The 18,808-nt window shown below is 64.9% G+C and carries 20 protein-coding genes and 1 pseudogene; 12 read left to right on the plus strand and 9 right to left on the minus strand.

Translation table 11 applies throughout. From position 1 onward, the window contains the following. Positions 1 to 259 (minus strand): annotated as a pseudogene (locus tag J8847_RS16365) (hypothetical protein); the annotation flags it as partial. Between the two features lie 102 nt (positions 260 to 361). Between J8847_RS16365 and J8847_RS16370 the strand changes: the two are divergent. Next, on the plus strand, positions 362 to 1,786 hold the full coding sequence (locus J8847_RS16370; RefSeq protein WP_211525780.1) for a PLP-dependent aminotransferase family protein: 1,425 nt from the start codon (positions 362 to 364) through the stop codon (positions 1,784 to 1,786). 170 nt (positions 1,787 to 1,956) lie between these two features. Beyond that, positions 1,957 to 3,876: a molecular chaperone HtpG gene (htpG, locus tag J8847_RS16375; protein WP_211525781.1), complete on the plus strand. Its 1,920-nt coding sequence runs from the start codon at positions 1,957 to 1,959 to the stop codon at positions 3,874 to 3,876. 111 nt (positions 3,877 to 3,987) lie between these two features. On the opposite strand, the gene J8847_RS16380 is transcribed toward htpG, so the two are convergent. From J8847_RS16380 to kynB, 8 genes are all read right to left on the minus strand, one after another. Further along, complete coding sequence (locus J8847_RS16380; protein WP_211525782.1) at positions 3,988 to 4,386, minus strand: GFA family protein; 399 nt, start codon at positions 4,384 to 4,386, stop codon at positions 3,988 to 3,990. Further along, on the minus strand, positions 4,383 to 4,910 hold the full coding sequence (locus J8847_RS16385; protein ID WP_211525783.1) for a GNAT family N-acetyltransferase: 528 nt from the start codon (positions 4,908 to 4,910) through the stop codon (positions 4,383 to 4,385). The genes J8847_RS16380 and J8847_RS16385 overlap by 4 nt, the downstream gene beginning before the upstream one ends. A 13-nt stretch (positions 4,911 to 4,923) precedes the next feature. Next, positions 4,924 to 5,313, minus strand: a complete 390-nt coding sequence (locus J8847_RS16390; RefSeq protein WP_211525784.1) for a hypothetical protein — start codon at positions 5,311 to 5,313, stop codon at positions 4,924 to 4,926. 7 nt (positions 5,314 to 5,320) lie between these two features. Then, positions 5,321 to 5,866: an alpha/beta hydrolase gene (locus J8847_RS16395; RefSeq protein WP_211525785.1), complete on the minus strand. Its 546-nt coding sequence runs from the start codon at positions 5,864 to 5,866 to the stop codon at positions 5,321 to 5,323. A gap of 20 nt (positions 5,867 to 5,886) precedes the next feature. Further along, positions 5,887 to 7,008 carry an acyltransferase gene (locus J8847_RS16400; protein ID WP_211525786.1) on the minus strand — a complete coding sequence of 374 codons (1,122 nt, stop codon included), beginning with the start codon at positions 7,006 to 7,008 and terminating at the stop codon, positions 5,887 to 5,889. A 98-nt stretch (positions 7,009 to 7,106) separates the two neighbouring features. Then, entirely contained in the window at positions 7,107 to 7,952 is an 846-nt protein-coding gene (gene kynA, locus J8847_RS16405; RefSeq protein ID WP_211525787.1) for a tryptophan 2,3-dioxygenase, read from the minus strand. Positions 7,953 to 7,962: 10 nt separating this feature from the next. Beyond that, positions 7,963 to 9,216, minus strand: coding sequence for a kynureninase (kynU, locus tag J8847_RS16410; protein WP_211525788.1), 1,254 nt, complete (start codon positions 9,214 to 9,216; stop codon positions 7,963 to 7,965). Next, positions 9,213 to 9,860: an arylformamidase gene (gene kynB / locus J8847_RS16415; protein WP_211525789.1), complete on the minus strand. Its 648-nt coding sequence runs from the start codon at positions 9,858 to 9,860 to the stop codon at positions 9,213 to 9,215. The genes kynU and kynB overlap by 4 nt, the downstream gene beginning before the upstream one ends. A gap of 582 nt (positions 9,861 to 10,442) precedes the next feature. Between kynB and flhD the strand changes: the two genes are divergently transcribed. The 10 genes from flhD to J8847_RS16465 all read left to right on the plus strand — a co-directional run bounded on the left by flhD (position 10,443) and on the right by J8847_RS16465 (position 18,790). Beyond that, positions 10,443 to 10,760: a flagellar transcriptional regulator FlhD gene (gene flhD, locus J8847_RS16420; protein WP_078030895.1), complete on the plus strand. Its 318-nt coding sequence runs from the start codon at positions 10,443 to 10,445 to the stop codon at positions 10,758 to 10,760. A gap of 51 nt (positions 10,761 to 10,811) precedes the next feature. Further along, positions 10,812 to 11,360, plus strand: a complete 549-nt coding sequence (gene flhC, locus J8847_RS16425) for a flagellar transcriptional regulator FlhC (RefSeq protein WP_211525790.1) — start codon at positions 10,812 to 10,814, stop codon at positions 11,358 to 11,360. A gap of 9 nt (positions 11,361 to 11,369) precedes the next feature. Further along, positions 11,370 to 12,128, plus strand: coding sequence for a class I SAM-dependent methyltransferase (locus J8847_RS16430; protein ID WP_211525791.1), 759 nt, complete (start codon positions 11,370 to 11,372; stop codon positions 12,126 to 12,128). A 145-nt stretch (positions 12,129 to 12,273) separates the two neighbouring features. Beyond that, complete coding sequence (motA, locus tag J8847_RS16435) at positions 12,274 to 13,128, plus strand: flagellar motor stator protein MotA (protein ID WP_211525792.1); 855 nt, start codon at positions 12,274 to 12,276, stop codon at positions 13,126 to 13,128. Positions 13,129 to 13,175: 47 nt separating this feature from the next. Then, positions 13,176 to 14,108, plus strand: coding sequence for a flagellar motor protein MotB (gene motB / locus J8847_RS16440; protein ID WP_211525793.1), 933 nt, complete (start codon positions 13,176 to 13,178; stop codon positions 14,106 to 14,108). Between the two features lie 24 nt (positions 14,109 to 14,132). Further along, on the plus strand, positions 14,133 to 14,681 hold the full coding sequence (locus J8847_RS16445; protein WP_211525794.1) for a chemotaxis protein: 549 nt from the start codon (positions 14,133 to 14,135) through the stop codon (positions 14,679 to 14,681). A 69-nt stretch (positions 14,682 to 14,750) separates the two neighbouring features. Then, positions 14,751 to 15,116: a response regulator gene (locus tag J8847_RS16450; protein ID WP_211525795.1), complete on the plus strand. Its 366-nt coding sequence runs from the start codon at positions 14,751 to 14,753 to the stop codon at positions 15,114 to 15,116. Positions 15,117 to 15,154: 38 nt separating this feature from the next. Beyond that, positions 15,155 to 17,323 carry a chemotaxis protein CheA gene (gene cheA, locus J8847_RS16455; RefSeq protein WP_211525796.1) on the plus strand — a complete coding sequence of 723 codons (2,169 nt, stop codon included), beginning with the start codon at positions 15,155 to 15,157 and terminating at the stop codon, positions 17,321 to 17,323. A gap of 27 nt (positions 17,324 to 17,350) precedes the next feature. Continuing rightward, complete coding sequence (locus tag J8847_RS16460) at positions 17,351 to 17,854, plus strand: chemotaxis protein CheW (RefSeq protein WP_211525797.1); 504 nt, start codon at positions 17,351 to 17,353, stop codon at positions 17,852 to 17,854. An 81-nt stretch (positions 17,855 to 17,935) separates the two neighbouring features. Beyond that, the gene (locus tag J8847_RS16465) at positions 17,936 to 18,790 is read left to right on the plus strand and encodes a CheR family methyltransferase (RefSeq protein ID WP_373888758.1); all 855 of its coding nucleotides are present in this window, start codon (positions 17,936 to 17,938) and stop codon (positions 18,788 to 18,790) included. Positions 18,791 to 18,808 lie beyond the last annotated feature (18 nt).

Genomic DNA, 18,808 nt, shown 5'->3' on the forward strand with positions numbered 1-18,808 from the left:
CCCCCCCCCCCCGCCCCCGCGCCCCCCCCGCGGCGCGGGGGGGCGCCGGCACGCGCTTCCACGCCAGCCAGGCGCCCGCCAGCACCGCCGCGCCCAGCGCGCGCCCCAGCGCGACAAAGACCGGATTGAGCTCGGCCACCGCCATGCGCGTAAAGGGAATCGTCAGGCTGAAGATCGCGACACCAGCCAGGCCGAGCAGCATGCCGCGGGTCTCGTCGAAAGCGATGGGTCTGGCTGGACAGGTGGTGGCGGTGTTCATGAAATTCCTTGCAGTCTGGCTAACGGTAGGTCTATGCTATCCCGGCAAACCAGTACAGTCCCAGTACACTTGCGCACATACTTTTTGCACTGTGATGGCGAAATGACCAATACGCACCTACCCATGCTGCTGAGCCGTGAATCCGGCGAAGCGCTGGCCGACCAGATCGTCCGCTCGGTGGCCGCGCGCATCGACGAGCGCCTGCTGCGCCCCGGCGCACGCATGCCCTCGATCCGCCAGTTCGCCACGGCCCACGGCGTGTCGGCCTTCACCGTGGTGGCCGGCTACGACCGCCTGGTGGCCCAGGGCTACCTGGAATCGCGCCGCGGCGCGGGCTTCTTCGTGCGCGAGCGCGCGGTGGCCGAACAGCGCACACCCGCGCCGACGCCGGCCCGGGAGCGGGCGCCGGCGACGCTGGACGTGGCCTGGCTGATCCGCAGCATGTTCCGGCAAGCGCCGCTGCACCTGTCGCCCGGCGCCGGCGTGCTGCCCAGCGACTGGCTGGACGGCGCGGCGGTGGCCAACGCCTTGCGCGCGCTGAGCCGGCAGAACAGCAGCTCGCTCATGAACTACGGCGCGCCGCAGGGCTTCCTGCCGCTGCGCCAGCAGCTCCAGCTCAAGCTGGCCGAAATCGAGATCGAGGCCAGCCCGGAGCAGCTGGTGATGACGCTCGGCGTGACCCAGGCGCTGGACCTGGTGGCGCGCGAGTTCTGCCAGCCGGGCGACACGGTGCTGGTCGACGACCCGGCCTGGTTCCTGATGTTCGGCTCCTTCGCGGCGATGGGCCTGAAGGTGGTGGGCGTGCGGCGCCTGGCCGACGGCCCGGACATCGCCCAGCTGGCCCAGCTGGCCGAGCTGCACAAGCCGCGCCTGTTTGTCCTCAACTCCGTGCTGCACAATCCCAGTTCCACTTCGCTGTCGGCGGCCAAGGCCTTCCAGGTGCTGCGCCTGGCTGAGCAGCACGGCTTCACGGTGGTCGAGGACGACATCTACAGCGACCTGCACCCGGGCGGCGCCACGCGCCTGGCCGCGCTCGACCAGCTGCAGCACGTGATCTACCTGGGCGGCTTTTCCAAGTCGATGGCGGCCAACCTGCGCGTCGGCTACATCGCCACCTCGAGCGAGCGCGCCCAGCGCCTGGCCGACCGCAAGATGCTGGCCACGCTCACCACCAGCGACATCGGCGAGCGGGTCGTGTACAAGGTCCTGTCCGAAGGCCACTACCGCAAGCACCTGGACCGCATCCGCACCCGGCTCGACGCGGTGCGCCCGCGCGCCCTGCGGCGCCTGGAACAGCTGGGCATGCGGCCCGATCCCGCGCCGGCCGCCGGCATGTTCGTGTGGGTCGACGCCGGCCGCGACACCAACCTGCTGGCCGCCCAGGCAATGCAGGAAGAACTGCTGCTGGCGCCCGGCAGCCTGTTCTCGCCGAACCAGTTGCCGTCCACCTACATGCGCCTGAACGTGGCGACCTTGCAGGAGGAGGGCGTGTGGGCCTTCTTCGAAAAGGCCATGAAGCAGGCATGAAACATTTGCCGGTTTGCTTTCGGTGCCGAAATTCCTTTTGCGCAGGAAGCTATTGTGCAAATTTTGTTAGTCCGTCAACAATTTCATGTTGCCGGCCCTTGAAATTCTTACCCTTCGCCCAATATGCGCTCGGTCTGAATCAACCCTGACCACCATTCACGAGGAACAAGATGGCTGTCGCCGAAAAAGAAACCCTTGGCTTTCAAGCAGAAGTAAAGCAACTGCTGCAACTGATGATTCACTCCTTGTATTCGAACAAGGAGATCTTCCTGCGCGAACTCATTTCGAACGCATCCGACGCGGCCGACAAGCTGCGCTTCGAGGCGATCAACAACGACGCCCTGTACGGCAACGACCACGAACTGAAGATCAAGGTCCTGTTCGACAAGGACGCGAAGACCATCACCATCTCGGACAACGGCATCGGCATGAGCCGCGAAGAGGTGATCTCGCACCTGGGCACCATCGCCAAGTCGGGCACGAAGGAATTCTTCAGCAAGCTGTCAGGGGACCAGCAGCTTGATGCGGCCCTGATCGGCCAGTTCGGCGTGGGCTTCTATTCGGCCTTCATCGTGGCCGAGAAGGTGATCGTCCACACCCGCCGCGCCGGCGCCTTCGCATCGGAAGGCGTGCGCTGGGAGTCGACCGGCGAGGGCGACTACAGCGTCGAGCCGATCGAGAAGGTCAACCGCGGCACCGACATCATCCTGCACCTGCGCGCCGGCGAGGAAGACCTGCTGTCCGCATGGAAGCTCAAGTCCATCATCCGCAAGTACTCGGACCACATCTCGCTGCCGATCGTGATGCAGAAGGAAGAGTGGGACGAGGAGAAGAAGCAGACCGTCCTGAAGGACGAGTTCGAGACCGTCAACCAGGCCAGCGCGCTGTGGGCGCGCAGCAAGGCGGACATCACCAAGGAACAGTACGACGAGTTCTACAAGCACATCTCGCACGACTTCCAGGAGCCGCTGACCTACACCCACAACCGCGTCGAGGGCCGCAGCGAATACACCCAGCTGCTGTACGTGCCGAGCCACGCGCCGTTCGACCTGTGGGACCGCAACAAGCGCGGCGGCATCAAGCTGTACGTGAAGCGCGTCTTCATCATGGACGACGCCGAGCAGCTGATGCCGACCTACCTGCGCTTCATCAAGGGCGTGATCGACTCGGCGGACCTGCCGCTGAACGTCTCGCGCGAGATCCTGCAGGAGTCGCGCGACGTGCGCGTGATCCGCGAGGGCTCGACCAAGCGGGTGCTGGGCATGCTGGAAGAACTGGCGAACGCGGATGAGCAGGAAACCAAGGACAAGTACGTCACCTTCTGGAAGGAATTCGGCCAGGTGCTGAAGGAAGGCATCGGCGAGGACGCGACCAACAAGGACCGCATCGCCAAGCTGCTGCGCTTCGCCTCGACCGCGAACGAGTCGGATGAGCAGACCGTGTCTTTCGAAGACTACGCCAAGCGCATGAAGGAAGGCCAGGACAAGATCTACTACGTCACCGCCGACAACTACACCGCCGCGAAGAACAGCCCGCACCTGGAGATCTTCCGCAAGAAGGGCGTGGAAGTGCTGCTCATGACCGACCGCGTGGACGAGTGGATGCTGTCCTTCCTGAACGAGTTCGACGGCAAGGAGCTGGTGTCGGTCGCCAAGGGCGGCCTGGACCTGGGCGCGCTGGAAGACGAAGCGGAGAAGCAGGAACACGCCGAGACCGAGACCCAGTACAAGGAACTGGTCGAGAAGATGAAGGGCGCGCTGGGCGACAAGGCCAAGGACGTGCGCGTGACCTTCCGCCTGACCGATTCGCCGGCCTGCCTGGTGGCGGACGAAAACGAACTGTCGGGCAACCTGCTGCGCATGCTGAAGGCGGCCGGGCAGAATGCGCCGGAATCCAAGCCTATCCTCGAGATCAATCCGAATCACCCGCTGGTGATGCGCTTGAAGTACGAGGACGCGGCGGGGCAGCGCTTCGGCGACTGGTCGCATATCCTGTTCGACCAGGCGATGCTGGCGGAGGGCGGCAGCCTGACCGATCCGGCGTCGTTCGTGAAGCGCTTGAACGAGATGCTGCTGGCGACGACCAAGTAATTGGTGGTCAGCGGAGTGAAAGGCCGGGGCAGCGATGCTCCGGCTTTTTTATTGGTGTGCACCTAAACTTGGCCGGAACCTAAGTTCACATGAACACCAACAACCCGCCTCTCAAAGATGCCGCGTCTCTTGCGGCGGCGTCACCCAGTTGTCGTTGCGCCCGTCGAACACGCGCAGCGGCGCCGCCATCAGGTCCTCCACCGGCATGTCGTCCAGGCTGTTCACGGTAACGGCCACGAAAGGCCCCAGCGCGCTGGATTCTCCGGTCGAAAACAGATTGATGCCGCATTCGCCGCAGAAGTTGTGACCGTCGCGGCGCAGGTGGAAGCGGTATTCGCGCAGCGCTTCCCGGCCTTGCAGCAGGCGGAAGTGCGCGGCCGGCAGCTGCACCGCCCAGAAGCGCATCTTGGTACAGATGCTGCAGTTGCACTTGATAGTTCCGCGCGCCAGGTCGAAATCCGCCTCGTAGCGCACCGCGCCGCAATGGCAGCTGCCGTGATAGGTCTTCATGCCGCGCCTTGCCGCCAGCCGGCGCGGTCGATCTGGTAGACCGAGACCTCGCGCTCGTGCCAGGTCTCCACGCCCTTGTAGCGCATCCCGAGCTTCTGCATCACGCGCGCGGACGCGGCGTTCTCCGGATCGCAGACCGCGCACAGCAGCGGCGCGTCCAGCTCCTCGAAGGCGAAGCGCGCCATGCGCCGCGCAGCCTCGATCGCGTAGCCCTTGCCCCACTGGTCCTGGCGCAGGCGCCAGCCGATTTCGTGCGGGTTGGCGGGATCGTGCCCCAGGTTCTGGATGCAGCCGGCGCCCACCAGTTCGCCCGTCTCGCGGTCGAGGAAGCTCCACCACGAATAGCCGAACCGCTGCCAGCGCCCCTGCACGCGCTCGATCACGGCGCGGGTCTCCTCGGGCGTCTCGGCCGCTCCGGTGATGTAGCGCATCACGACCGGATCGCTGTTCAGCGTCCTCAGGCCTTCGTAATGGGCGGCGTTCATCGGCTCCAGCCGCAGCCGTTCGGTGGTCAAGACGGTCATTGCATCCTTTCGTTCATCTGCGCCACAGGCCCCAGCAGCGGCGCGGTTCCCTGATCGCGTCCCCAAGCACGTTGTACGCCGCGGCCACGCCGCACAGGACGAGGGTCATGCCCATCACCAGCGAGAAGGGCATGTGCATCCAGCGTCCGACGAAGGAAGCGAAGCCGAAAGGGCAGAGCATCAGCACGCTTCCAACGAAGAAGTAGAGATCGCGCTTCCAGGTGGTGGCCATCGTCACCTGTCCCCACAGCAGGACGGCGAACGGCGTAGCCAGCAACAGCGACACGACGACGCTGCCGGCCAGGTGCGCGCGCACGTTTTCCAGCGAGAGGTTGAACGCGACAGCGTACAAGAACACTCCCGCCACCGGCAGGTCACCCAGGCGCAGGGAGCACGGGCGCATGCGCGGACTACTGCGACACCTGGTCGCAGAACCCGGTCAGCAGCCGCTCGCCTTCCGGCCAGGCGCCGTGTCCGGATTCGGTGTTGACGTGTCCCGCCTTGCCGATGTCGACCAAGCGGCTGCCCCAGGCGCCGGCAAGCGCGCGCGAGCGCTCGGGCGTGGCGTAGGGATCGTCGCTGCTGGCCAGCACCATGCTGGGGAAGGGCAGCGGCTCCATGGGAACCGGCGCGAAGCCGTTCGGATCGACAGGATAGGAGGACGCTTCGACATCGCTCGGCGCCACCAGGAAGGCGCCGGCCACCTTGAGCGGCGAGCCGCAGCGCGCCCAGTGCGCCACCAGGATGCAGCCCAGGCTGTGGGCGACCAGGATGGGTGCGCCCTTGCAGGCGGCGACCGCGGCGTCGAGCTCGGCCACCCACTCGTCCTTTTCCGGATTGGTCCAGTCGCGGTGCTCCGCGCGCAGCCATTGCGGATAGCGCTCGCGCCACAGCGATTGCCAGTGGCGCGGACCGGAATTCCACAGGCCGGGCACGATCAGTACGTCACACTTCATCTTCCCTCCAGCGAGAAAAATCATTCGAGCCGGCCGCCGCTGGGCGCCACCTTGCCGCCCGCAAGCTGGAACAGCCGCTCGAAAGGCGCGCGGAAGCTGTCCTTGCGCTGCTCGGTCAGCATCCCCAGCACCCAGGTCGCCACGGCCACCGCCACGGCCGCCGCGATCCAGTCGGCCGGGCTGGCGGCATGGTGCGGATACAGCGCGGGCCAGGCGGCCAGCACCAGCGCATGCGACAGGTAGAGCGTGAAGGTGTACGACGCCAGCCGGCGGATCGGCCTTGCCATTCTTATCATAACCTCGAATCCGGCATGGCGTGCGCAGGCGAAGTTGAGGCAGACAATCACGGCGACCGCATAGTCGGCCAGGAAGCGGTCCGCATTCCCGAGCGGGAAGGCTTGGGCGAGCGTCCAGGAGCGGCCGATCAGGCGCAGCTGCAGTTCGGCATTGCTCAGCTCATAGGCCGCCAGCAACGCGATGCTGAGCACCCAGCCGATGCGTGCGAGCGTGCGCGGCATGGTGTGCCGCGCCTGCCAGTGGTAGAGCAGCACGCCGCTCAGCCACACCGGCAGCAGCAGCCACAGCTTGATGCCCATGATGGCCAGCACCAGCGCGCCCACGGCCAGGCGCGCCGCGCCGCGCATGTAGGACACGACGCCGAACAGGACGTAATACCAGGCTTCGTAATTCAGCGACCACCAGGGCGCAAGCAATGGCGGCACTTCGGACAGGGTCCACACGTCGCCCAGGAACAGCAGGTGGAAAGGAATGTACAGGTAGGGCCTGGTCAGCCGGTAATCTTGCGACAGGTCCATGCCGCCCGCGCCGTGCTGCAGGGCGGCGGCCGCGAAGGCCAGCAGCAGTACCGGCAGCGCCACCGAGTACAGGCGCGCGCAGCGGGCGACCACGTAGTCGCGCGCGGTCGGGCGGCGCTGGTGGGTGGTATAGGCAATGACGAAGCCGGACAGCACGAAGAAGGCGACCACCGCTTCGCGCCCCAGCATGGTCAGCTGTCCGGCCCACGGCGCCTGCAGGATCCCGAGCTGGGCGAAATGCATCGCCACCACGGCCAGCGCCGCGAGAAAGCGGACCAGGTCGAGGTAGATCGAGAATGCGCGGTCGAGGGAAGGGGCGGCGCCCATGGCGATGTGATTGGTTGCAACAATCTCATCATAGTAGAGCCGTTGGCGGCTTGGCGCAACGCAGAGCGCCGCGCCAAGGCGTCATAGAAAACGCGACTTTACAGCTCGGTGCGCAGGGCGAACAGCTCAGGGAACAGCACCACGTCGAGCATCTTGCGCAGATAGCTCACGCCCGCCGTGCCGCCGGTGCCGGTCTTGAAGCCGATGATGCGCTCCACCGTGCTCACGTGACGGAAGCGCCAGAAGCGGAAGGCGGTCTCCATGTCCACCAGCTTTTCGGCCAGCTCGTACAGCGCCCAGTGGTGCTCGGTGTCCTTGTAGACTTCCAGCCAGGCGGCCTTGACGCTGTCGTTCATGCGGGTCGGCTCGGCCCAGTCGCCGTTGAGGCGATCTGCATCGATCTTCAGGCCGCTGCGCGCCAGCAGCATCACCGCTTCGTCGTACAGCGAAGGCGCATGCAGCTCGCGCTCCAGCAGCGCGTGGGCTTCCGGCGACTTCTCGTGCACCGCGAGGAGATTGCGGTTCTTGTTCCCCAGGATAAACTCGAGTTCCCGGTACTGGAGGGACTGGAAGCCCGAGGATGCGCCCAGGTAGGGGCGGATCGCCGTGTATTCGGGCGGCGTCATGGTGGCCAGCACGTCCCAGGCATGCACCAGCTGGTCCATGATGCGCGCCACCCGGGCCAGCATCTTGAAGGCCGGCGGCAGGTTGTCTTCCCTGATGTGGCGGCGCACGGCCTGCAGCTCGTGCAGCATCAGCTTGATCCACAGCTCGCTGGTCTGGTGCTGGACGATGAACAGCATCTCGTTGTGGTTGGGCGAGAGCGGGTGCTGGGCCGTCAGGATCTGGCCCAGGCCCAGGTAGTCGCCGTAGCTCATGGACTCCTTGAAGTCCATCTTGGCGCCGTGCCACTCGGCGCCGGCTGGTTTGGTCTTGTCGTTCATGCGTGTGTTCTCACGTGACGGCGCTGCGCTCGGCGGCAATATCGTAGGAGGCCTGGTCCAGGATGTCCTTCAGGATCTCCACCGCGTCCCAGACGTCGGCGAAGCTGGTGTACAGCGGCGTGAAGCCGAAGCGCATGATGTGCGGTTCGCGGTAGTCGCCGATCACGCCGCGCGCGATCAGCGCCGCCATCACTGCGTAGCCGTGCGGATGGGTGAAGCTCACCTGGCTGCCGCGGCGCGCGTGCTCGCGCGGCGTCACGAGTTCGAGCGGATGGGCGGCGCAGCGGCTTTCCACCAGTTCGATGAACAGGTCGGTCAGGGCCAGCGACTTGGCGCGCAGTGCGTCCATGCTCGTGGCTTCGAAGATCTCCAGGCCGCATTCGACCATGGCCAGCGAGACTACCGGCTGAGTACCGCACAGGGCGCGGCCGATGCCTTCGCAAGGCGAGAAAGCCGGCGCCATCGCGAAGGGCCGGGCGTGGCCCCACCAGCCCGAGAGCGGATGGTTGAACCGGGCCTGGTGGCGCTGCGGCACCCAGATGAAGGCCGGGGCGCCCGGACCGCCGTTCAGGTATTTATAGGTGCAGCCGACCGCGAAGTCGGCTTGCGCCGCGTGCAGGTCGAGCGGGACGGCGCCGGCCGAGTGGGCCAGGTCCCAGACCACCAGCGCGCCCTGCGCATGGGCGTGGCGGGTCAGGGCCGCCATGTCGTGCTGGTAGCCGGTGCGGTAGTTCACGTGGGTGAGCATCAGGACCGCGCAGTCGCCGTCCACGGCCGCCGGGATTTCGTCGACGCTGTCGACCAGGCGCACGGTGTAGCCGCGCTCCAGCCAGTTGGCCAGCCCTTCGGCCATATAGATATCGGTCGGGAAGTTGCTGCGCTCGGTGACGATGACGCGGCGCTGCGCTGTCTCGCCTTGCGCCTGGAGGTGCAGGGCTGCGGCCAGGGCCTTGAACAGGTTCAGCGAGGTGGTGTCGGTGACCGCCACTTCGCCGGCGCGGGCGCCGATGAGCGGAGCAAGGCGGTCGCCCAGGCGCTTGGGCATGTCGAACCAGCCGGCGGTGTTCCAGCTCTTGATCAGGTCGACGCCCCATTCCTGGGCCACGACCTGCTGGGCGCGGGCCAGTGCGGCCTTGGGGCGGGCGCCGAGCGAGTTCCCGTCCAGATAGATGACGCCGGGCGGCAGCTCGAAGCGTTCGCGCAGGGAGGCCAGCGGGTCGGCCGCATCGCGGGCCAGGCAATCGGCGCGGGTAAGTTGGGTCATACGGATTCCTTCGGGGGGAGGGCGCGCAGGATGGCGCGCACGGGGCTGGCATCCATGCCGGCGAATTTCAGGGGCAGGGCGATCAGCTCGTAGTCGCCCTCGGGGACCTCGTCCAGCACCACGCCCTCCAGGATAGCCATGCGGTTCGCGCGCACGGCGTGGTGGGCGTCGAGGGTCTTGGAGTCTTGCGGGTCGAGCGAGGCGGCGTCGGTGCCGACCAGGACCACGCCGCGGCTGGCGAGCAGCTCGATGGCGGCCGGGGTGATGGCGGCGAAGCCGGGATCCCACTCGGTCTGGGGAGCGCGCGCGTAAGTACGCAGCAGCACGCGCGGCGGTACGCCGTCCAGGCGGCCGGCCAGGTCGGCCGCGTCCACGGCGCGGGCGCCGATGCAGTGGATCACGCGGCAGGGACCGAGGTAGGGCGCCAGGCCGACCTGGTCGATGCTGGCGCCTTCCGGATCGTAGTGGGAAGGGGCATCCGTATGCGCGCCCAGGTGGGTGCTCATGGTCATGCGGCTGACGTGGACCGGGCAGCCGTTCCCGATCTGCCAGGTGGGGCCGGCCTCGAATGGCGTGTCGCCGGGCCAGACCGGGATGCCGGCCGAGATCGTCGGGCTGATATCCCAGAGTTGCGGAGCTTCCATGCGTACCCTCGTGGAAAAGATTGAAGCTTCAAGTAAATGCCTAGCCTCGCAGTGTAGCAAGTTCCGGCCCCGGCCGCCGGGCTCGATGCCGTTTTGCCAACACTTTTATGCAAGCAAAAAAAAATCAAAAATTTTTTGTGCCGGCCCTAAAGTTCCCCGAAAGCCGTCCGATAACGATCTCAGATAGGCAGCAATGGGTCGAAAAAAATTTTCAAAACACCCTAAAGTTCCTTCCCGATGCGCCGATAACGATAGGGAAGGGACAACAAAGGGCGAAAAAATTTTCAAAACAAGCCTAAAGTTTCCCTAAAGCCTGACGATAACGTGTCAGGGATGCGACAGATCAAGTCTGACGCGACTCACAATTCAGGGTGTTTTCCAGCACCGTCTCCATCCCCTTCTTCATAGGGGAATCAGAGTGATTCGGAAGGGTTTGTCAGACAAACTCCTACGGGTCATGTCCGTCGTTCGCGGACGAAAAATACAGCGTTTCTCCGATTTCTAAAAAGTTGCCCCACGGCGAGAATCTATCTCAACGGCAACACACAAGTCGCCGGTTCAACGAACGAACGGAGAGAGAAAATGACTGCGAACGACATGATGGCTGAAATTCGTGATGCTAACCTGAGCTACCTGATGCTGGCCCAGCAGATGATCCGCGCCGACAAGGTCACCGCAATCTTCCGTCTCGGCATCTCGGCCGACATCGCCGACCTGATCGAAGGCATGAGCAACGCCCAGATCCTGAAACTGGCAGGCGGCAATATGATGCTGGCCCGCTTCCGCTTCGACGACACCGCCATCCTGGGCATGCTGACCAGCCACACCAAGGAGCGCAGCCTGGCCCAGTCGCACGCCGCCATCCTGATGGCCGGCCAGCCGGTCGAAGAGATCGTATAATCCGCAGTACGGCCTGTCGAGGCCGGTTGTTGAACAGGCCGCGGAGCAGTCATGAGCAAAAAAAGCGTCGTATCGGAAGCCCAGGAAATCCAGCTGGCGATCGAGCTGATCAACCTCGGCGCCCGGCTCCAGCTGCTCGAGACCGAAGTCTCCCTGTCGCGCGAACGCCTGCTCAAGCTGTACAAGGAACTCAAGGGTGTCTCTCCACCCAAGGGCATGCTGCCGTTCTCCACGGACTGGTTCCTGACCTGGCAACCGAATATCCATTCCTCGCTCTTCATCAATATCCATAACTTCCTGGTCGAACATGCCGGCGCTACCGGCATCCAGGCGGTGATGAAGGCCTACAAGCTCTACCTCGAACAAATGCCGCCCGAACCGGGCGAAGAGCCGCTGCTGTCGCTGACCCGCGCCTGGACCCTGGTGCGCTTCTTCCAGAGCGGCATGCTGGTGCTCGTGCCTTGCAGTAAATGCAAGGGCAAGTTCATCGTCAATTCCCTGGACCTGAACGCCGATTACCAGTGCGGTCTGTGCCATATGCCTTCGCGTGCGGGCAAGACCCGCAAGGCCAAGGATGCGGCGAATTCGCAGCAGGCCTGATCCGGCTGCGTGAACCGCATCCTGCGCGCGCCGGCGGTCCAGGCGCTTCTTCTCCAGGTTGCCGCTTTCCCGCCGACCCTGGCCGCCGTCTACCTGCTTGCGCGCGCCGGATTCAAGCCTGACTATCTCCACGCCGCCCTGGTCCAGGGCTTGTTCGCCGCCGGCCTGACCTGGTGGCGCGGCCTGGCCAGCTGGTGGCGGGCGATCCAGTTCGCTTTTCCCCTGGCGCTGCTCGGCGCCGGCCGCCTGGCCATCCCGCCCGGTGTCTTCCTGGGCCTCTTCCTCTTTCTATTACTGCTGTACTGGTCGACCTACCGCACCCAGGTGCCGTATTACCCGTCCGGCCGCAAGGTCTGGGATGCCGTGGCCCAAGCGCTGCCGCAGGGCAGGGCGGTCAGGGTGATCGATATCGGCAGCGGCCTGGGCGGCCTGGTGCTGGACCTGCAGCGCCGCCGGCCCGAATCGCGCTTCGAGGGCATCGAGCTGGCGCCCTTGCCCTGGCTGGCCAGCCTGCTGCGCGCGAAACTGGCCCGCAGCCCGGCCCGTTTTATCCGCGGCGACTACGAGCAGCTGGATTTCGGCGCTTACGACGCCGTATTCGCCTACCTGTCTCCCGCCGCCATGCCGGCCCTGTGGAACAAGGCCGCGCGCGAGATGCGGCCCGGCTCTGTACTTTTTAGTTACGAATTCGTCATCGCCGACCGTCCACCGAGCCGTATTGTCACTCCGTACAGAGAGGGGCCGAAGCTCTACCAATGGGACTTTTAGGCGACAAAGCACAGTGAAATAGGGCTGTTTTACTTGCCCGTAGGCCATTCTCAAGCTATTGTAGTTCCCTAGGTAAATATTTTCTTAAATCACTGTTTTTGATGTGTGGGAATGGTGATTTAGGCATTTTCGGAGTGGAATTCCCTTGCTAGTCATTATTGGTTACATCGTCGTCTGCGCTTCCGTGTTCGGCGGCTTCGCCCTGAGTGGCGGCCACCTGGCATCGCTGTTCCAGCCGCTCGAGCTGCTGATGATCGGCGGCGCCGCGGTCGGCGCATTCTTTGTCGGTAACAATGGCAAGTCGATCAAGGCCACGATGAAGGCCTTCCCGACCATCTTCAAGGGTTCCCACTACACCAAGGACATGTACATGGAGCTGATGGCGCTCCTGTTCGACGTGCTGTCCAAGGTCCGCAAGGAAGGCCTGATGTCGATCGAAGGCGACATCGAGCAGCCGGAAGCCTCGCCCCTGTTCTCGAAATACCCGGCGGTGCTGGCCGACCACCATATCGTGGAATTCATGACCGACTACCTGCGCCTGATGGTGTCGGGCAACATGGACGCCTTCCAGATCGAAAACCTGATGGACAACGAGATCGAGACCCACCACCACGAAGGCGCGGTCCCGGCCCACGTGATCGCCAAGCTGGGCGACGGCCTGCCGGCCTTCGGTATCGTGGCGGCGGTGATGGGCGTGGTGCATACCATGGAATCGGTGGGCATTCCGCCGGCCGAGCTGGGCATCCTGATCGCGAAAGCGCTGGTCGGTACCTTCCTGGGTATTCTGCTGGCCTATGGCTTCGTCGGTCCGCTGGCGAGCGTGCTGGAACAGAAGCTGGAAGAGTCGACCAAGATGTTCCAGTGCGTGAAGGTCACCCTGCTGGCCAGCCTGAACGGCTACGCCCCGGCCCTGGCCGTCGAATTCGGCCGCAAGGTGCTGTACTCGACCGAGCGCCCGAGCTTCGCCGAACTCGAAGAGCACATCAAGAAGAAGAAGTAAGCGCACGATGGCTCAGCATTCCAATCACATGAACGCGGGAGGTGCGCATGGCTGACGACGGCATGCGCCCCATCGTCGTCAAGCGCATCAAGAAGGTGGCCGGCGGCCACCACGGCGGTGCGTGGAAGATCGCGTACGCCGACTTCGTGACCGCGATGATGGCCTTCTTCCTGCTCATGTGGCTGCTGGGCTCCACTTCGAAGGGCGACCTGGAAGGCATCTCGGAATTCTTCAAGAATCCGCTCAAGGTGGCGATGCAGGGCGGCTCGGGTTCGGGCGACTCCTCGTCCGTGATCAAGGGCGGCGGCACCGACCTGACCCGCCGCAACGGCCAGGTCAAGAAGGGCGACATCGACCCGACCTCGAAGACCTACGACCTGCAGGCCGCCAAGGCCGCGCTCGAGCGCCAGGAAGCCGTGCGCCTGGAGTCGCTGAAGGCCAAGATCGAATCGATCATCGAGGTCAACCCGCTGCTCAAGAAGTACAAGAACCAGCTGCTGCTCGACATCACCAGCGAAGGCTTGCGCATCCAGATCGTGGACGAGAAGAACCGTCCCATGTTCGCGCTGGCCAAGGCCGAGCTGCAGCCCTACACCCGCGAGATCCTGCACGTGATCGGCATGGTGCTCAACGAGGTGCCCAACAAGGTCGGCCTGTCGGGCCATACCGACTCGACCCCGTATTACAGCGAGGCGGGCTACAGCAACTGGGAATTGTCGGCCGACCGCGCCAACGCCTCGCGCCGCGAGATGGTGCAGGGCGGCCTGGGCGAAGACAAGGTGCTGCGCGTGGTGGGACTGGCCTCGGCCGCCCATCTGGACCGCAAGGACCCGTTCAACCCGATCAACCGGCGCATCAGCATCATCGTGATGAACAAGCGCACTGAAGAAGCGGTCATGCGCGACGCGGCCACCCTCGAGGTGCCGGCGCAGGATGCCCAGACCGCGGCGGCCAGCACGGCAGCCGCTGTTGCCAAGTAGCCCGGCCAGGACTGGAGGACTAGAATGACAAGAAAAAAGATACTCGGATCGCACGTGAAGCGCCTGCTGTCGGGCGTGTCCGTCCACGGGCGCCGGCATCTGAACGAGGTCGAGACCGACCTGCTGCAGACCGAATTGCTGCTCGAGGAAGCCATCGACAAGCTGACCGGCAGCTTCATGGCCATCCACTCGGCCGTCGGTTCGCGCCAGGAGACGATCAACCGCCTGCTGGCGGGCGACACCCCGAGCCCGGAGGACAGCGAGAAGCTGTCCGCGATGTCGGGCGAGATCGGCCAGCACGTGAACTCGGCGATTACGAGCATGCAGTTCCAGGACATGACCAGCCAGCTGCTGGACCGCACGCTCAAGCGCGTCGCCGGCCTGCGCGATTTCCTCGGCACGCTCAGCGAACATGGCGCCGACATCGCACCGGAAACGGACAGCGAGGAAATCGTGGAACGGCTGGGCAAGGTCAGCATGGCGCTGGCCATCCAGTCGCTCGAGCTGCGCAGCATGCTGCGCAAGTCGGTCGAGCAGCGGCATCTCGAAAGCGGCGACATCGAACTGTTCTGAGTTCGGCGAACCCCTCAACCCATTATTTGAAGACCGGCGCAGTCCGGACATAAAACAGCAGGAGCAAAAATGGCAAAAACGATTCTCGCGGTCGACGATTCCAGTTCGCTGCGCCAGATGGTGGCCTTCAGCCTCAAGGCTGCCGGCTACAACGTGGTGGAAGCCGTCGACGGCCAGGATGGCCTCGACAAGGCGAAGCTGCAGGCCGTCGACCTGGTCCTCACCGACCAGAACATGCCGCGCATGGACGGCCTGGCGCTGATCAAGACCCTGCGCACCTTGCCGACCTACGCCAAGACGCCGATCCTGATGCTGACCACCGAATCGTCCGACGAGATGAAGGCCAAGGGCCGCGCCGCCGGCGCCAACGGCTGGCTGGTCAAGCCTTTCGATCCGCAGCGCCTGATCGAGGTGGTCAAGAAAGTGATCGGCTGATGCGCCTCGGCGCATCGCTTAACCGTCCGGACTGACATATGACCATCGACATCAGCCAGTTTTACCAGGTCTTTTTCGACGAAGCAGAGGAACTGCTCGCCGAAATGGAGCGGCTGCTGCTGGGCGTCGATGTTGCCGCGCCCGACGCGGAAGACCTGAATGCGATCTTCCGTACGGCCCACTCGGTCAAAGGCGGCGCCTCGACCTTCGGGCTGACCGACATGAGCGAAGTGACCCACGTGCTGGAGTCGCTGCTCGACCGCATCCGCAAGGGCGAGATGGCCCTGACCTCGAACCACGTGGACGCCTTCCTGGCCGCCAAGGACAGCCTCAAGATGCTGCTCGACGGCCACCGCCACGGCGCGGCCGTGGACCAGGAAGCGGTGGCCAACGTGCGCATGGTGCTGCACGACCTGGCCGAAGGCCTGGTGCCGCACGCGCCGGTGGTCGCGCCGTCCTTCCTGACCGCGGAGACCAAGGCGCACCACCCGACCGAGGGCGCGCACCGCTACAAGATCGAGTTGCCCGACGTGGCGCAGCGCGACGTCAACGCGCTGGTCGACGAGCTGGGCCTGATGGGCCGCGTCAAGGTGACGCCGCTCGACGGCGGGCGCAGCGCCATCATCATCACCACGCACGAGAGCCTGGACGACATCATCGCGATCTGCTCCTTCGTCCTCAACCCGGACGACCTCAAGATCTTCGAGGCGCCGGCCCTGACGCCGGAGCAGCGCGCCATCGAGGCCGCCGAGCGCAAGCGCATCGAGGACGGCCAGGGCTACGGCTTCTTCGACTTCGACGACGAGGCAGCGGGCGCCCAGCAGGAAGACGAGCTGTCCGACGACGAGCGCGGCTACGGTTTCTTCCAGCCGATCGAGCAGATCCGCGCGCAGGCCGGCATCGTGGCCGAGGCCGCGCCTGCGCCAGTCGCGCCGCAGCGCCCGGACCCGATCGAAGTATCGGAACTGGCGGCCGAGAAGAAGGCCGCCACCAGGAAGGATGCGCAGGGCGAATCCTCGTCGATCCGCGTCTCGGTCGAGAAGGTCGACCAGCTGATCAACCTGATCGGCGAGCTGGTGATCACCAACGCCATGCTCGAGCAGCGCAGCAGCAACCTGGATCCGATCGGGCACGAGCGCCTGATGTCCTCGATCAGCCAGCTGGGCCGCAACACCCGCGAGCTGCAGGAAGCCGTCATGTCGATCCGCATGATGCCGATGGACTTCGTGTTCTCGCGCTTCCCGCGCATGGTGCGCGACCTGGCCAGTAAGCTGGGCAAGAAGGTCGACTTCATCACCCATGGCGCCGCGACGGAACTGGACAAGGGCCTGATCGAGCGCATCGTCGATCCGCTCACCCACCTGGTGCGCAATTCCATCGACCACGGCATCGAAATGCCGGCGGCGCGTGTCGCCAGCGGCAAGTCGGAAGCAGGGCGCCTGTTCCTGTCGGCCGGCCACCAGGGCGGCAACATCGTGATCGAAGTGGCCGACGACGGCGGCGGCCTGAATCGCGAACGCATCCTGGCCAAGGCCGCCCAGAACGGGCTGGCCGTGTCCGAGAACATGAGCGACTCGGAAGTCTGGCAGCTGATCTTCGCGCCGGGCTTCTCGACCGCCGAGCAGGTGACCGACGTGTCGGGGCGCGGGGTCGGCATGGACGTCGTCAAGCGCAACATCACGCAAATGGGCGGCACGGTCGACATCCGCTCGGCGCGCGGCTTCGGCACCACGATCTCGATCTCGCTGCCGCTGACCCTGGCGATCCTGGACGGCATGTCGATCCGCTGCGGCGACGAGATCTACATCCTGCCGCTGTCCTTCGTGGTCGAGTCGCTCCAGCCTCTGCCTTCCGACGTGCGCGAGATCGCCGGCCGCGGCCGCGTGCTCAAGGTGCGCGGCGAATACCTGCCGCTGATCCCGCTGTACCAGATGTTCGGCGTCACTCCGCGCATCACCGATCCCTGCGAAGGCATCGTGGTGATCCTCGAGACCGAAGGCCGCAAGGCGGCCCTGTTCGTGGACGAACTGGTGGGCCAGCAGCAGGTGGTGGTGAAGAACCTGGAAGCGAATTACCGCAAGGTGGCGGGCATCTCCGGCGCCACCATCATGGGCGACGGCGGCGTCGCCCTGATTCTCGACGTTGCCGCGCTGGTGCGTTCTTCGCGCCAGCTGGCGGACGACCCCGTCGTTCTACAACAATCTTGACCCTGACTTGAAAAAAAGGACCTGAACATGTCTAACGTACAGACCAACAAACCGGCCGACGGGACCGCGCGCGACGGCGCAGGCAGCGAATTCCTGGCATTCAAGCTGGGCGCCGAGGAATACGGCATCGACATCCTGAAGGTGCAGGAAATCCGCGGCTACGAAGCCGTGACCCGCATCGCCAACGCTCCCGAATTCATCAAGGGCGTGATCAACCTGCGTGGCATCATCATCCCTGTGGTGGACATGCGCATCAAGTTCAAGCTGGGCACCCCGGTGTACGACCAGTTCACCGTGGTGATCATCCTGAACATCGGCGGCCGCATCATGGGCATGGTCGTGGACAGCGTGTCCGACGTGACCACCCTGACCCCGGACCAGGTCAAGCCGGCCCCGGAAATGGGCACCGCCTTCAATTCCGAGTACATGATCGGCCTGGGCACGGTGGACGAGCGCATGCTGATCCTGGTCGACATCGACAAGCTGATGTCGTCCAGCGAAATGGGCCTGATGGACAAGATCGCGGCCTAAGCAGGACAGCAAGGCACGGAGCACAACACCGGCCGTCCCGCCATGCGGGCAGGCCGGTCAACGAGACAAGAGGCAGGCAAAGTGCCGCAGCAAAAAGCAGACACCGTCAAGGAGTTCGATTTCACGCGCCGTGACTTCGAACGCGTGCGCGCGCTGATCTACCAGCGCGCGGGCATCTCGCTGGCCGACAGCAAGCAGGAGATGGTCTACAGCCGCCTGGCGCGGCGCCTGCGCGCGACCGGCATCCAGTCCTTCGGGCGCTACCTGGACGACCTGGAAGCGGGGCGCATGGCGTCCGAGTGGGAGTCGTTCACCAACGCGCTGACCACCAACCTGACCTCCTTCTTCCGCGAGGCCCACCACTTTCCGCTGCTGGCCGAGCACCTGCTGGCCTTGCACAAGCGCGAGCGCCGCACCCTGACCGTGTGGTGCTCGGCCGCCTCCACCGGCGAAGAACCGTATTCGATCGCGATGACGGCCTGCGAGGCCTTCAACACCCTGACGCCGCCGGTGCAGATCGTCGCCACCGACATCGACACCAACGTGCTGGCCACCGGCGCCAACGCGGTCTACCCGATGGAGCGCGTGGACAAGCTCGATACCGCGCGCCTGAAGCGCTTCTTCCTGAAAGGGAAGGGCGGCCACGAAGGCATGGCGCGCGTGCGCCCGGAGCTGCGCAACCTGGTCAGCTTCAAGCAGCTCAACCTGCTGGCCGACGGCTGGCCGGTGGAAGGGCCCTTCGATGCGATCTTCTGCCGCAACGTGATGATCTACTTCGACAAGGATACCCAGCGCAAGATCCTCAGCCGCTTCGTGCCGCTGATGAAGCGCGACGCGCTGCTGTTCGCCGGGCATTCCGAGAATTTCCTGTACGTGTCGGACTCGCTGCGCCTGCGCGGCAAGACCGTGTATGAGCTGGACCAACGGGGCGCCTGATCCCCACTAGGTGAATCA

This window comes from Massilia sp. AB1 (assembly GCF_018119385.1).
Taxonomy (GTDB): domain Bacteria; phylum Pseudomonadota; class Gammaproteobacteria; order Burkholderiales; family Burkholderiaceae_D; genus Telluria.